Source organism: Stenotrophomonas sp. STEN030 (assembly GCF_056759995.1).
Genome location: NZ_JBRREB010000020.1, coordinates 1 through 14,881, shown reverse-complemented (window position 1 = coordinate 14,881; position 14,881 = coordinate 1). Strand labels below are relative to the sequence as shown.

Sequence of the window (14,881 nt, the reverse complement as noted above, 5' to 3'; positions counted from 1 at the left end):
CGGCTCAGCTATTGCGCTCGTTTGGCTCGGCCAGCAGGGCGCCGGCGTACAGCGCCGCCAGCAGCACCGTCAGCCCCCCCCAGAAGGCCGAATAGAACGCCAGATGGGTATTGAGCGGAAATACCGTTACCGCCAAGGCCAGCGCCGCCGGACGCGCCCGATCACGCGCCTGCGGCCCGGAGTAGATCCAGGCGCGCAGCGCCATCGCCGCCCCGGCAATCCACAGCAACAGACCAAGCACACCGGTCTCAGCGAGGATCTCCAGCACGATCTGGTGGGCGTGCAAGGCTGGGCCTTCGCCCCAGACCGGATTCTGCTCCGGGCTCGGGTTGCAGCGCGGATAGGCATCGCGGAAACCGCGCGCGCCAACGCCATTGATCGGGTGTTCGCGCACCATGCACAGCGCTGCCGACCATATCTGACTACGCCCGGACAAGGCCTCGTTGACCCCGCTGGCGCCCCCGCTGAAAGCCATCGCGGTGCGCGAAAAACGCTCACGCACCTGCGCCGAGCCCGCCACCAATGCGCCAATGCCGACAACGCCGGCCAGCATCACCAGCAACATCCACTTGGCCCCCAGCAGGCGCCAACCGGAAATCAGCAGGACCAGCGCATAGGTGATCAGCGAGGCGCGCGAACCGGCGAGCACCAGCACCACGCCGACTGCAGCGGCGCTCAACAACCAGCCCCAACGTCCAAAACGTGCGCCGACAAAAAACAACAGGAACGGCGACAGACTGGCCAGTACCTGGCCGAATTTCAGATTGCACGGTCCGAAGATGCCGGGTAGGCGATCGGCCGCGGCTACTTCCTGCACGGTGCACAGGCCGTGCCCACTGCTCAGCCACTTGAGCTGATCCAGGCTCCAGAACAAGGGGCTGGTGCCAATACCCGCCTGCAGCAAGGCATCAAGCGTCCACAGCGCGGTGACCATCGCCAGACCGGTAAAAGTTGTACTGCGTCGCTGGCTTGTACCTACCGCTATCGCCACCAGCCACATGAAAGGCAGGTAGCGCAGCCCCGCGGCGACCTTGCCCCAGACTTTGCCCGGATCCTCCGCACCTAGCGCCGAGCCAAGCTGCGGCAGCCAGTACGCACAGAACAGCACGCTGGTCAGTGCCAATGCCGGCACGCCCAACAGACTGCGGATGCCGTCACCCTCTTTCAGCCGCAACAGCAACAAGCGCAGCACGGCGAACAAGGCGCCCAGCACCAGCACTGACTCGGCGATGCCAGGCAACGGCAACAACGCGACATAGGTGACCACCCATATCGGCGCCCACCAGCCCGCCTGCCGTGGCCTCGCTACATAAGACCGATCAGTTACCGAGTTCTGCATAGACATCCAGGGTCGCACGCTGCATGGACTGCAACGTATAGGGAATTCGTCGTGGAAGTGACGGTGGATTCTGCAACAGCTGCAGCACGCTTTGCGTCAGCTGCTGTTGGTCAGCGTGTACGACAACGCCGGAAGGTTGCAGTTGGCTGAGCAACTCGCCCACCCCGCCATGGTTCCATCCAACTACCGGGCGACCTACCGACAGCGCTTCCAGCACGGTGCGGCCGAATGCTTCCGGCTTGTCCGACAGCTGCAGCACCAGATCACTGGCGGCGTAAGCCTCGGCAATATGGTTGGTGGGTTCACTCAGAACGACTTGATCGGCTACACCCAGCGTCTGCGCCAGCTGTTCCAGCTCGCGCACATAGGCTTCGCGGCCGGGCTCACGGACGCCGGGCATCCACAACACCGCCGGCTGGCCTTCGCGTTGCAAGGCCGCCAGCAACTGCACGGCATGCGCATGCCCTTTCAGGCGGGTGCCGCGCCCGGGCAACAGCAGCAATGGCGCCTGCGTGCCCAGCTGCGGATGCTGCGCGGCCACGGCCAGACGCGACCGGCGGTCGCTGCGCTCCACGCGCGGAAACTGGGCCACATCCACGCCGCGCGGTATCACCCGCAGTTTGGCCGGATCGGTATGCCGATAATGCTCAAGCAGATAGTCGCGCACGGTCTGCGAGACACAGATCACCCGTTCACCACTGGCCATGATGCCGCTGTAGCGACCAGGCGAGTTCAGCCCGTGCATGGTGGTCATCCAGCGCGGACGTTGGCTCGCAGGCATGCCACGCAACGCATACCAGCCCAGCCAGGCTGGCAGACGCGAACGGGCGTGCACGATGTCGGCGCCGGTTTCGCTGAACAGGCGTCGCAGCGACGCCACGTGACGCAGGGTCAGCAGCGACTTGCGGCCGATATCCAGGGTCAGGTGCTCGGCACCGCTGTCCAGCAGCGGCTGCAGCAGGCGCCCGCCCGCGGACACGACAATGGCCCGGTGACCGGCAGCCACCAGTGCCGCAGCAATTTCCAGAGTTGAACGCTCGACGCCGCCGGAATGCAGCGCCGGCAGCAACTGCACCACCGTCAAACGGCGCATCGGTCAGCGATCAGTCGGCCAGTACGAATACCGAACCGCAATACGGGCAAGCAGCCTCGCCATTGGGTTCGTTCTCGATCGGCAGGTAAACCCGCGGGTGCGAGTTCCACAGCGCCATTTCCGGCGTCGGGCAGCTCAGCGGCAGGTCAGCGCGGTGCACGGTGTAACGCTTCTCGGCGTTGGCGGGCGCGGTGGCGGTATGGCTCATGGCGTCATTCACAAAAAAACCAGGTCAGCGCAATTCTAGCAGCGCCGGGCCGACGCGGCCGCGCCAATCCAGCGCGGGCAGCAAAAAGCCGGTTACGACCCCGCCGCGACCGGGAAAGCACCGCCCTGCCCTGCTCCCGAGCTCAGCCTCAGCTGAGCAGGCAGCGACCCTGCCGGTCACAACAGCCGCGGCGGCCCGCTAGCAACGCTGAGCGATCGATTGCTGCCAGCAACGGGGCGGCGGCTGACCACCCCGTTGCCCTGTTACTTGAAGCCGCCTTTACTTGAAGTCACCTGCGACAAACACGCTCAGCCGCTCCGGCTTGAGGTGTTTGCGGATGGCAGCATTGACCTGCTCCACCGTCAGCGCCTGGTAGGCGGCGTCACGCTGCGCTTCAAAGGTCATGTCGCGGCCGTAGTACAGGTGATCACTCAGCAGCCCGGCGATGGCGCCATCGGCCGCCCGCGACTGCTCACGTGCCACCTTCTTTTCGGCCACGGCGCTGCGCAGCTCCTCCACACTGATGCCGTCGGCAACCAACCGCGCCAGCTCCTCACGCAGCGCGGCCTCCAGCTTGCCCATGTTCTCTGGTGCTGCGATGGCCTGGATGCTCAGGCTGCCATTGTCATCACGGCCTATGCGGCTTTCATCGGCACTCAACCCGGCACCGACGTTGTAACTCAGACCGTCCTTCTGGCGGATGCGCTCGGCCAGACGCGCCTTGAGCGGATCGCCACCGAGGATGGCAACGGCGATGTTCAGCGCAGGAAAGTCCGCGTCGGCCAGATTGATCGAGATGTTCTGCCGCGCCAGCAGCACCGCATTGGGCTTGTCCGGGGTGGTGAAACGCTCGTTCGTTGCAGCGACATCGCGGTAATGAGTGCTGATCGGCGCATAGGCCTTGGGCGACTTCCAGTCGGCGAACAGGGCCTGCAACTCCGCTTTCATCGCCACCGGATCGAAATCGCCCACCACTGCGATCTCACCCACGGCTGTGCCGTAGAAGTCCTGATGATAGGCACGCACGTCCTCCAGCTTGACCGCCTTCACCCGCGCCAGCGACTCATCGATCGATTGCACGTGCAGCGGGTGACCGACCGGCCACGGATCGAAATACTGGTTCAGCGCCAGCGACGCCAAGGTGCCCGGCTCCTTGCGCTGGAACTCCAGCCCGGTGACCGCCTGCAGCCGCAACTGCTCGAACTCGGCCTGCGGGAATGACGGGTGGCGCAGCACGTCGGCCGCCAGCCGCAGGGCTTCGGCCAAGGTATCGCGCTTGCCGCTGAGGCCAATGCTGGCGGCTTGCATGCCACCACTTACTTGCGCCCGGGTGCCGAGCGCATCGAAGCGGGCTGCGATCTGGCCACGATCCAGGCGCTGGCTACCCATCATCAGCATCGGCCCAACCCAGCTACCGGCTTCACTGCGGCCAGTGATGGTCTGCTCGTCGGCAAACCGGAACGTGGCCGTGAACGTCACCGTCTGCCCGCGATTACGCTTGGGCAGCAATGAAACCCGCAAGCCATCGCCGATGACAAAACTCTCGGTACGCGCCGCGATATTCTCCACGCTTGGATCAAACGCCTCACCCGCGCTGACCGCGGCGCGGCCTTTGTAGCCATCCACCAGCGTCGCAATTGGCGGCGCGGCTGGAATCACCGCGCGGTCCGGCGCGGCGGTAGGTACGAAGCGGCCCAAGGTACGGTTCTGCGGCTTCAGGTAGGCCGCCGCGACGCGGTTCACATCGGCAGCAGTCACCGCCTCGATCGCATCACGCTGCACAAACAGCAAGCGCCAATCACCGGCGGCCTGATATTCGGACAAGGCCATCGCCATTGCGTTGACGTCGCTGGCGCGCTTTTCAACTGCATTGCCGATGCGCTGCTTGGCAGCACTCACTTCCGCTTCGCTTACCGGCGTTGCGGCGATCGCTTCAGCCTGCTTCAACAACTCGGCCGCGGTCTTGTCCGGGTCACCGTCCTTGGGTACCGCCGACAGCAGGGTGAACAAGCCCGGATCGTGCAGGGTCTCGCTACTGGCGCCGGCAAATGCCGCCAGCTTGGTTTCCATCAGCGCTTTGTACAGCCGCCCATTGGGGTTGTCACCGAGCACGTTGCCCAACACGGCCAGCGGCGCGCTGTCAGCCTGTGCCAACGCTGGAACGTGGTAGCTGGCAGCAATCAATGACAGATCGCTGCTACGGCGCACGCTTACTTCGCGCTCGCCGTCCTGCACTGGCTCCACGGTGTGGAATACGGGCATGGTCCGCGCGGGCTTCTTCAGTGGTGCGAAATGCGCAGCAACCCGCGCCAGCGCCTGCTCGCCGTCGATGCGACCAGCGATGATCAACAATGCGTTGTCCGGCTGATACCAGGTGCGGTAGAAGGCCTGCAGATTTTCGATCGGCACGTTCTCAACGTCCGAGCGCGCACCGATCGGCATGTTGGCGTAGTTGTGCCAATCAAAGGCCACCGAACGCATGCGCTTCATCAGCACGCCGTAAGGGTTGTTGTCACCAGCCTCCATCTCGTTGCGGACAACCGTCATCTCGCTGTCCAGGTCGGCCTTGGCCACCTTGGAGTTGAGCATGCGGTCCGCCTCCAGCCCCAGCAACCAGTCCAAGGTGTCGTCATTGGCCGGGAACGAGGCGAAGTAATTGGTGCGGTCCAGCGAGGTGGTCGCATTTTTGCTGACCCCGCGCTGCTGCATTTCGCCAGGGATATCCGGGTGCTTGGGCGTGCCTTTGAACATCAGGTGCTCAAGCAGATGTGCCATGCCGGTCTCGCCGTAGTTCTCATGCAGCGAGCCCACGCCGTAGACCAGATTGACGGTAACGGTTGGCTTGCTGGCATCGGCAAACAGCAGCACGCGCAGGCCATTCTGCAAGCGGTACTCACACACCCCCTCGACGCAGGGACCTGCCTGCAGGTTGCCAGGCAAGCCAGCGGCGGCCTGCTTTGCCTGTGCCATCGGCGACAATGCCAGCGAAAGCGCCACCGCCCAAGCACAACAAGAAAGCTTCATCATCGGAATCCAGTCCTCGGTAGTTTGCGCTCAACACACGAATCCATACGCCTGGCACTCCCCAGGCCACACCAGGGGAAGCCAAGCAGCAACACGCATCATCGCAAAAGCGGGAGATTCCGGGGTGCGCGAACCAACATTCCAGCATCCAGCCACATCCAACCAGCTGGACCAGCATCACCGCTCAACGCCCGCCCAACCAGCCGCCGAACGAATACATCGGCTGCAGCAAACGATCACTCAGCGGCTCGCGCTCACCGTAAAGCTGCGCATCCAGCATCATCCCGGGCTTGAGCGGCTCCAAGCGGCCGTGGGCCACAATGGCCTGGGCGGCCAACTCGACCGTAACGCGATAGAAGGCCTCCTTCATTGCCGGCAGCCCCGGCGCGAAACTGGCCTCTTCACTATCCACCGCAGTGCGGCTGATGTGCGCAATAACGCCATGCTGCGTACCAAACTTCTGATGCGGGAATGCCTGATAGCGCAGTACCACGCGGTCGCCAGGCGCCATCGCCCCGATCGTGCGCCCCGGCACCATCAGCTCAGCCTCCAGCCGGCCATCGCCGGGCAATACGCTGAGCATCGGCTGGCCCAGCTGCACCGACTGCCCCGGCTTGACCATCCGTGCGACCACCACACCATCAACCGGCGCTTTCACCAACAACGCAGCACTGGCCTCATTCTCAACCTGATCCAGGCGCAACTGCGCCAGATGCTCCGCATAGGCGGCATCGTTGGCCTTCTGCCGTCCGGGCAATTCCTGCTTGGCTTGTTTCAGCTGGGCGATCAGGCGTTGCGTCGCGGCCTGCTGCCGGCGCAGCGATTGCAGCTGCACGGTGTACTCCAGCACCAGCGCCTCCTGCTGTTCCGCAGCGGCAAGACCCGCGGCAGATGCCATTTCAAACCCTCTTCGTCGCGTCAACACGTCGCCTGCGACCCGAATCTGCTCCCGCCGCGTGGCGACCTCCAGTGCGATCTGCTGCGCCTCTGCGCGTGCCGCCTGCATCTGCTCATGCAGACCTGTGGCCTGTGCCGCCAACTGCTCTTTCAACGCGTCGCGCGCCAATACGAAACTATCCTGCTTCTGCTGCAGGCCATGTTCCAGCGCCAGATTGGCGTCCCCGAGTTCGGGCATCGCGCGCGGCGTGGCTACCAGGGCAAGCGTATCGCCCTCGACCACACGCTTGCCGTCATCAGCGTCCAGCCAACGCACAACACCACCCACCGGCGCCAACACCGTTGCCATTCCCTGTACCGGGACGAGCCGACCAACCACCACGGCGGCCTCATTGCCGTCACGGATGGCCAATGCCATCGCAACGACAACCAAGAACACGAATGTACCTGCTGAATACAGGCACAGTTTTGCGGACCGTTTCAATTCCATCCATGACCACCAGCGATGATCGACAACCTGCAGTTTTTCATTCGATTCGGTTTGCGCCACGCGTACACCAACAGTTCAACGCTTAAGAAAAAAACTTATCAATCTGTCAGCGTTATACCAACGACCATCCATCATTAATTGCCGCCTCCGCCGCAGCCTAACGGCATCGAGCCGCGCGAACAGAGGGTGCAATTTACATTGGCAAAAGTCGTCAATATCGATGACGAGTTTCGTTCCGATAATCCACGGACGTAATGAACATTGACAATAAGTCTTTGCCGACTGCGCAAGCTCGCAATGGCTTAGGCTTTTAGTCGGCTCTCATGGTCAACGCTCGAGGAGAAATTTATGCATGACCATCTGGGAATCCGCATCCGCAAAGCGCGGAGAAAGATGAGGATGACGCAGGCGGAGTTGGCAGGCCAACTGAAAGTAAGCCGTAGCGCGGTGGGAAACTGGGAAAGTCCGACGGGAATATCACCCAGCACGATGCGTTTGATCACCATTGCATTGGTGACGGATGTTTCATTTGAAAGGCTGGCGACGGGACGAGGGGAACTGGATGCAATCTCTGCTGCCATACCCAGCGAGAACGCGGAGCTGGTGGATGACCCATCGGAGCGCAGGTTGTTGTTGGCATACCGGTCCTGCCGCGCCGCCACCCGCAAGCTGGTGCTGCAGATAGTGGAGGCGCAGAAGATTCCACAGTTCTGATGTTCGGCGGCGACCGAGCATTCAATCGGCGCCGCCCGTCCGAAACACATGCCACTGCTTGTGGGAGCGGTGTAAACCGCGAAGCTGGCATTGCCGAAGTATCAGGCGATTTTTCGATCTGATGAGCCACCTGCTTCGCGGCTGACGCCGCTCCCACAAGAGATCAGCGGCCTCGCTCACCCGCAAAAGCAAAGCCGGCACAAGGCCGGCTTTGCTCAGACACGTGCTGGTTGGCAATCAACCCGCGCGATCGGCTTCCATCTGCTTGCGGATCTGCGCATCGACCGCAGCAATCGCAGTCATGTTCAGTACCCGGCGCGAGCTGGCACTGCTGGTCAGGATATGCACCGGCTTGGTCATGCCCATCAGGATCGGACCAATCGCCACACCATTGGTGAACACGCGCACCAGGTTGTAGGCAATGTTGGCTGCTTCCAGGTTGGGCAGCACGAACAGGTTGGCACGGCCCTTGAGCGTGCTGTTGGGCAACAGCTTGTCGCGCAGTGCTTCATCCCATGCGGTATCGCCCTGCATTTCGCCATCCACGTTCAAGCGCGGGTTGCGCTTGAGCAGCGCCTCACGCACCTGACGCATCTTCAACGCGTCCTTGGAATCGTGGCTGCCGAAATTGGAATGCGACAGCAGCGCGATCTTCGGCTCGATGCCGAACAACTTCATGCGGAACGCCGCCTGCAGCGTGGATTCGACGATCTGCTCGACAGTCGGATCTTCCTGCACGTGCGTGTCGACGAAGAAGAACACGCCCTGGTTGTTGATCACGCCGGTCATCGCCGAGGTCGAGCTGACCTTGGCCTCCAGCGGAATCACGCTGCGCACATAACCCAGCTTCTTGTGGAAGCGGCCAACCAGGCCCGACAACATCGCATCGGCCTCGCCACGGGCAACCATCACCGCCGCGATCAGGGTCGGACGCGAGCGCATCAGGTTCTTGGCAGCGGCCACGGTGACGCCCTTGCGGCCAGTCATCTCGTGGTAGTACTGCCAATACTCGTTGAAGCGCGGGTCGTCGTTGATGTTGGTGATTTCGAAATCGACTCCGGCACGCATGCGCAGCGCCAAGCGCTCGATGCGGGCTTCGATCACGTCTGGACGGCCGATCAGGATCGGGAAGGCAACACCTTCGTCGATCACGTTCTGCACCGCCTGCAGCACCACTTCTTCTTCGCCCTCGGCGTAGACCACGCGCTGCTTGTCCGAACGCGCACGGTCGTAGACCGGCTTCATGAACAGGCTGGTGCGGTAGACGAACTGGGCCAGCTTGTCGCGGTAGGCGCCCATGTCGGCGATCGGGCGCGTCGCAACGCCCGAATCCATCGCGGCCTGGGCCACGGCGGCCGACAGCTCCACCAGCAGGCGGCGATCGAACGGGCGCGGGATCACGTAGTCGCGGCCGAAGCTGGGCACGTCACCGCCGTAAGCGGCGCCCAGGTCGGAGGCTTCCTTGCGGGCCAGCGCGGCAATCGCGCGCACGCAGGCAACCTTCATTTCTTCGTTGATGGTGGTTGCGCCCACGTCCAGCGCGCCGCGGAACAGGTAGGGGAAGCACAGCGCGTTGTTGACCTGGTTCGGGTAGTCCGAACGGCCGGTACCCATGATCAGGTCCGAACGCACCGAATTGGCGTCTTCCGGCAGGATTTCCGGGTAGGGGTTGGCCAGGGCGAAGATCACCGGGTCACGCGCCATGCTGGCGACCATGTCCTTGGTGAGGATGCCGCCAGCCGACAGACCCAGGAAGATATCGGCACCGTCGACGATCTCGGCCAGCGTGCGCTTGTCGGTATCGCGGGCGTAGCGGGCCTTTTCCGGGTCCAGATCAGTACGACCGGTGTGGATAACCCCGTCGCGGTCATAGGCCAGGATGTTTTCCGGCTTCAAACCCAACGAAACCAGCATATTGACGCAGGAAATACCCGCCGCGCCCATGCCGGTGGTGGCCAGCTTGACCTCTTCGATCTTCTTGCCGGTGATGCACATGGCGTTGAGCACGGCAGCGCCGACGATGATCGCGGTACCGTGCTGGTCGTCATGGAACACCGGGATGTTCATCCGCTCGCGCAGCTTGCGCTCGACGATGAAGCACTCCGGTGCCTTGATGTCTTCCAGGTTGATGCCGCCAAAGGTCGGCTCCAGCGAGGCGATGATCTCGACCAGCTTGTCGGGATCGTTCTCGTTGATTTCGATGTCGAACACATCGATGCCGGCGAACTTCTGGAACAGCACACCCTTGCCTTCCATCACCGGCTTGCCGGCCAGTGGGCCGATATTGCCCAGGCCCAGCACCGCAGTGCCGTTGGTGATCACGCCGACCAGGTTGCCGCGTGCGGTCATCTCGCTGGCCATGGCCGGGTCGGCCATGATCGCTTCGCAGGCATGTGCCACACCCGGCGAATACGCCAGCGACAGATCACGCTGGGTCAACATGGGCTTGGTAGCCACCACCTTGATCTTGCCTGGCGGCGACATCCGGTGATATTCGAGGGCGGCCTGCTTGAAATCTTCGTTGGACATCGAGTTGTGGGCGCTAATGGGCAAGAAGGACGGGAGATGATAACGCCGTTAAGGCAGTTGGACCTGTCGCTACGCTGTCGCAGTCATGCTGCAACCGCACAATTCGGACCTTTCCACGCCACTGCATGCGCGTCAGTTTCGTCCCTGAGCATGACAAGCTCGGGACGAAAAAAAACGCGGGGCCGCCTGCTCGGTGGCTGGCCCCGCGCAAAAACAGCACACACAGGTAAACCTCAGGCCTTGACCGATGGCGACGGCGGCAGTTCAGACGGCTCCGCCCCATCAAGTACCGAGCGCAGGCGCTGCCGATCCAGCGCGCCTTCCCAGCGCGAAACAACCACGGTCGCCACCGCATTGCCGATGAAGTTGGTCAACGAGCGGCACTCACTCATAAACCGGTCCACACCCAGGATCAAAGCCATACCTGCCACCGGAACCTCCGGCACCACCGCCAACGTCGCGGCCAAGGTGATGAATCCTGCGCCGGTGACCCCGGCCGCGCCCTTGGAGCTGAGCATGGCGACCAACAACAACGCGACCTGGTGGCCAAGACTCAACTCGGTGTTGGTGGCCTGGGCGATGAACAAGGCCGCCAAGGTCATGTATATGTTGGTGCCATCCAGGTTGAACGAGTAACCGGTCGGCACCACCAGACCCACCACCGACTTGCTGCAGCCGGCCTTTTCCATTTTTTCCATCAGCGAAGGCAGTGCCGACTCCGATGAGGAGGTGCCCAGCACCAGCAGCAGTTCGGCCTTGAGGTAACGGGCAAGCTTGAAAACCGAGAACCCGCACAGGCGCGCCACCGCGCCCAGGATCACCGTCACGAACAGCAGCGATGTCAGGTAAAACGAGCTGACCAACCAGGCCAGGTTGACCAGCGAGGCGATGCCGTACTTGCCGATGGTGAAGGCAATGGCGCCAAACGCACCAATCGGCGCAGCCCGCATCAGCAGGTGCACCAGCTTGAATACCGGCGTGGTCAGCGCTTCCAGCAGGGTCAACACCGGACGCCCCTTCTCGCCGACCGAGGCCAGCGCTATCCCGAACAGCACCGCGACAAACAGCACCTGCAGGATGTTGTCGCCAACGAACGGGCTGACCAGGGTCTTGGGAATGATGTCCAGCGCGAAGCCCACCAGGCTCAGCTCGTGTGAGCGCGCCACATAGCCCTCCACCGCAGCCTGGTCCAGATCGGCCGGATTGATGTTCATGCCGGCGCCAGGCTGCACCACATGTGCCACCACCATGCCGACCACCAAGGCCAGGGTGGAGAAGAACATGAAGTAGGCCATCGCCTTGGCGAACACCCGGCCAACACTGCGCAGGTGGGTCATGCCGGCTATGCCGGTAACGATGGTAAGGAAGATCACCGGTGCGATGATCATTTTCACCAATTTGATGAAGGCATCGCCCAGCGGCTTGAGCTGCTCGGCGAACACCGGCTCGAAATGGCCAAGCAGCACGCCCAGCGCAATCGCTACCAGCACCTGCACGTAAAGCTGACGATAGAACGGCAGCCGGCGCGCGGGCTGGCTGGCAACAACGGCGGAAGGGGCGTGCATGGCGGGGAACCTCGAATTTCGCTACTAGGAGGTTTTTTACGCGCCAAACCGCGCGTCGCCGATAACGCATTGGTGTTACTGCACGCACACAAGCGGGACCGGATCAACGATTCCGGACTAACAGCGCCAATAACCGGACAAGACCTATGGCCCCCCACGGCAGCCCTGCCGGACCATCGAGCCATGCCGTTCTTCCCCACCCAACGGCGCCGCATGCGCTGGCTGCTACCGCTCGCAGCCACGCTGGTCGTGGCTGCGATCAGCCTGACGGCGCTGCGTCACTTCGAGCGCAGCAGCCTTGCCAGCGATGCCGGGCGGGCGGCGACCCAATTGCATCTGCATGGCGAGGCCCTGCAGGCACTGATCGAACGCCACCGGGTGCTTCCAGCAGTGCTGGCGCTGGATCCGGATGTACGCACCACGCTGGCGCGAGCCACCTTGGACAGCGCAGAGCTGGACCGCCTGAACCGCAAGCTGGAGCGGGTCAACGGCGTGGCTGCCACCTCCACCCTGACCCTGCTCAACCGCAATGGCGTAGCGGTGGCCGCCAGCAACTGGCGCACGCCCGGCAGCAACAATGTCGGCAATGACTATAAGTTCCGCCCGTATTTCCGCCAGGCGATGCAGCAAGGCAACGGCACTTTCTATGCCGAAGGCGTGACCACCGCCATGCCGGGCTATTTCCTGTCCGAGGCGGTGCACGAGGAGAGTGGCAAGCCGGTGGGCGTGGTGGTGGTGAAGGTCATCCTGCGGCCATTGGAACAGACCTGGGCAGATACCACCGACACCGTCTTCGTCAGCGACAGTAATGGCGTGATTTTTCTCTCCAGCCACCGCCCGTGGCGCTATCTGGCGTTGCATGCGCTTGATGGTGGTGTCCGCGAAGAACTGCTGCGCACCCGCCAGTACACGCATCTGCCGCAGCAGCAACTGCAGTACTCGCAGGGCGTACGACTGGGGCCAAACCAACAGCGGGTGAAACTGCCCGACGCCGGCGATGTGATCTGGGTATCGCAACATCTGCCGCAACAGCAATGGACCCTGCATCTGCTGCGCAGCACCGCCAGCAGCAGCAACACCGCGCGCACCTTTGCCGGCGCGGTGATGGCCAGCCTGATAGCGGTGTTACTGCTGGGCTACGTGCTGTGGCAGCGGCAACGCCTGGCACGTCTGCGCGAGCGCAGTCGGCGCGAGCTGGAACAATTGGTTGAGCACCATGCACTGGAACTACGCACCGCCCAGGATGGCGTCGTGCATGCCGCCCACGCCACCGACCATGGCGAAAGCGCCAGCCTGCAGCACCTGCCACAAGGCGTCTGCGTGGTTGACGCACAACTCAACCTGGTGGCCTGGAACCGACGCTATATCGAACTGTTCCGGTTCCCGCCCGGGCTGATCCAGGTAGGCCGGCCGATTGCCGACGTGTTCCGCTACAACGCACGCCGCGGCCTGCTCGGTCCCGGCCCGGTGGAGGAAGCCATCGAACGCAGGCTCAATCACCTGCGCTCGGCCACCCCGCATATGCACGAGCGTGAGAGCGGCGACGGCAACGTGATCGAGATCCGCGGTAATCCGCTGCCGGACGGCGGCTTTGTCACCAGCTATACCGACATCACCGCCTACCGCAATGCCGCGCGCGACTTGCGCTCACTGGCTGACACGCTAAGCCTGCGCGTAAACGAGCGCACGCGCGATCTTGCTGGCGCCAAGCGTGATGCCGAAGAAGCCAATCAAGCCAAGACACGACTAGTAGCCGCTGCCGTGCATGATCTGCTGCAGCCCTTGAATGCAGCGCGCATGTTCTTGTCAGCACTGCGCAGCCGTCTGACCGACAACGATAGCCGCGATATCGCCGACAACGTCGACAACGCGCTGACCGCGCAGGACGGCATCCTGACCAGCTTGCTCGATATCTCGCGACTTGAATCCGGTGCACTTGAGAAGCGGGTCCGTGACTTCGCGCTGGAACCGCTGCTGGACGCGCTGAGCATCGAGTTCGGCATCCTCGCCAATGCGCGTGGCCTGCTGGTCAGCCATGTCCCTACCACCGCGGTGGTGTGCAGCGATGAGGCCCTGCTGCGAAGGATTCTGCAGAACCTGCTGTCCAACGCAGTGCGCTACACCCGCAGCGGCCGCATCGTCATCGGCTGCCGCCGCGACGGTGAACAACTGCGTATCGAAGTACACGACACCGGCACCGGCATTCCAGAAGCGCGCCAGCAGGAAATCTTCGAAGAGTTCCGTCGGCTCGACAACGCCGGCAGCGAAGAGCCCGGCGCCGGCCTGGGGCTGGCCATCGTCGACCGCATCGCCCACCTACTGGGTCACCGCATCGGCCTGCGTTCCACGCCCGGGCGCGGCAGCGTATTTTCGGTCACCGTGCCACGCGGCGATGTCGGCAGCTGCACGCTGCCGGTGACGCCGGCGGAAGAACCACAAGCAGACTCTCTGCTGGCCGGATGCCGGGTCTGGTGCATCGACGATGACCCGCGCATCAGCCTGGCCACCCGCCTGCTGCTGGAACGCTGGGACTGCCAGGTGGAGTTCGCCGGCGGCGTGGACGACGCACGGGCAGCAACACGGGGCGACGATGTTCCCGACCTGTTGTTGTTGGACGTACGCATGGGCGATATCAGCGGCCCCGACCTGCTGCCCCTGCTGGTGGAAGGCTGGGGCAGCGAGCCCGGCGTGATCCTGTTCACCGCCGAACAAGACCCAGACCTGTGCGAGCTCGCACGCGACCGCAACTGGGGCTTTGTTTCCAAGCAGGCGCGGACTGCCGCGCTGCGTTCGCTGATGACACATCTATATCAGCGTGGGAGCTGATTGCGGTGCTGATCACGGGCAATAGCCACTCCTGCATCTATAGATGCGCAGCCATGCTGCGCTGGGCCTTACCAGGAAGGCCTCACTGTAGAGCCGAGATCCTATGTTCGCGGTCAAGCCTGCTGGAAGCAGGCTTGACCTACTCTCAGCATGGTCGGATCGAAATCCCGGCCGCTCTTGAAGACACCCCACGCGA

The 14,881-nt window shown here is 63.1% G+C and carries 9 protein-coding genes; 2 read left to right on the top strand and 7 right to left on the bottom strand.

Features of this window, described 5'->3' with window-relative positions; all coding sequences use genetic code 11:
* Positions 1–4 precede the first annotated feature (4 nt).
* The 5 genes from ACVOLR_RS08795 to ACVOLR_RS08775 form a co-directional block, all read right to left on the bottom strand.
* Positions 5–1,339 carry an O-antigen ligase family protein gene (locus ACVOLR_RS08795; protein ID WP_481536158.1) on the bottom strand — a complete coding sequence of 445 codons (1,335 nt, stop codon included), beginning with the start codon at positions 1,337–1,339 and terminating at the stop codon, positions 5–7.
* The gene (locus ACVOLR_RS08790; protein WP_481536113.1) at positions 1,320–2,432 is read right to left on the bottom strand and encodes a glycosyltransferase; all 1,113 of its coding nucleotides are present in this window, start codon (positions 2,430–2,432) and stop codon (positions 1,320–1,322) included. Before ACVOLR_RS08790 ends, ACVOLR_RS08795 begins: the two co-directional genes overlap by 20 nt.
* Before the next feature lie 10 nt (positions 2,433–2,442).
* Positions 2,443–2,640: a zinc-finger domain-containing protein gene (locus tag ACVOLR_RS08785; protein WP_282267169.1), complete on the bottom strand. Its 198-nt coding sequence runs from the start codon at positions 2,638–2,640 to the stop codon at positions 2,443–2,445.
* Positions 2,641–2,919: 279 nt separating this feature from the next.
* Positions 2,920–5,664 carry a M16 family metallopeptidase gene (locus tag ACVOLR_RS08780; RefSeq protein WP_481536112.1) on the bottom strand — a complete coding sequence of 915 codons (2,745 nt, stop codon included), beginning with the start codon at positions 5,662–5,664 and terminating at the stop codon, positions 2,920–2,922.
* A gap of 184 nt (positions 5,665–5,848) precedes the next feature.
* The gene (locus ACVOLR_RS08775) at positions 5,849–7,000 is read right to left on the bottom strand and encodes an HlyD family secretion protein (protein WP_481536111.1); all 1,152 of its coding nucleotides are present in this window, start codon (positions 6,998–7,000) and stop codon (positions 5,849–5,851) included.
* 399 nt (positions 7,001–7,399) lie between these two features.
* On the opposite strand from ACVOLR_RS08775, the gene ACVOLR_RS08770 reads away from it, so the two are divergent.
* Positions 7,400–7,765, top strand: a complete 366-nt coding sequence (locus ACVOLR_RS08770) for a helix-turn-helix transcriptional regulator (protein WP_481536110.1) — start codon at positions 7,400–7,402, stop codon at positions 7,763–7,765.
* 237 nt (positions 7,766–8,002) lie between these two features.
* On the opposite strand, the gene ACVOLR_RS08765 is transcribed toward ACVOLR_RS08770, so the two are convergent.
* Positions 8,003–10,294, bottom strand: a complete 2,292-nt coding sequence (locus ACVOLR_RS08765; RefSeq protein ID WP_481536109.1) for an NADP-dependent malic enzyme — start codon at positions 10,292–10,294, stop codon at positions 8,003–8,005.
* A gap of 233 nt (positions 10,295–10,527) precedes the next feature.
* Positions 10,528–11,859 (bottom strand): dicarboxylate/amino acid:cation symporter, encoded by a 1,332-nt coding sequence (locus ACVOLR_RS08760; protein WP_481536108.1) that lies wholly within the window; start codon positions 11,857–11,859, stop codon positions 10,528–10,530.
* Positions 11,860–12,042: 183 nt separating this feature from the next.
* Here ACVOLR_RS08760 and ACVOLR_RS08755 point away from each other — a divergent pair, with 183 nt between their 5' ends.
* Entirely contained in the window at positions 12,043–14,685 is a 2,643-nt protein-coding gene (locus tag ACVOLR_RS08755; protein ID WP_481536107.1) for a PAS-domain containing protein, read from the top strand.
* Positions 14,686–14,881 lie beyond the last annotated feature (196 nt).

Coding starts and splice junctions, on each gene's coding strand:
- ACVOLR_RS08795 (WP_481536158.1), bottom strand. CDS start 1,339: ATGCAGAACTCGGTAACTGATCGGTCTTATGTAGCGAGGCCACGGCAG.
- ACVOLR_RS08790 (WP_481536113.1), bottom strand. CDS start 2,432: ATGCGCCGTTTGACGGTGGTGCAGTTGCTGCCGGCGCTGCATTCCGGC.
- ACVOLR_RS08785 (WP_282267169.1), bottom strand. CDS start 2,640: ATGAGCCATACCGCCACCGCGCCCGCCAACGCCGAGAAGCGTTACACC.
- ACVOLR_RS08780 (WP_481536112.1), bottom strand. CDS start 5,664: ATGAAGCTTTCTTGTTGTGCTTGGGCGGTGGCGCTTTCGCTGGCATTG.
- ACVOLR_RS08770 (WP_481536110.1), top strand. CDS start 7,400: ATGCATGACCATCTGGGAATCCGCATCCGCAAAGCGCGGAGAAAGATG.
- ACVOLR_RS08765 (WP_481536109.1), bottom strand. CDS start 10,294: ATGTCCAACGAAGATTTCAAGCAGGCCGCCCTCGAATATCACCGGATG.
- ACVOLR_RS08760 (WP_481536108.1), bottom strand. CDS start 11,859: ATGCACGCCCCTTCCGCCGTTGTTGCCAGCCAGCCCGCGCGCCGGCTG.
- ACVOLR_RS08755 (WP_481536107.1), top strand. CDS start 12,043: ATGCCGTTCTTCCCCACCCAACGGCGCCGCATGCGCTGGCTGCTACCG.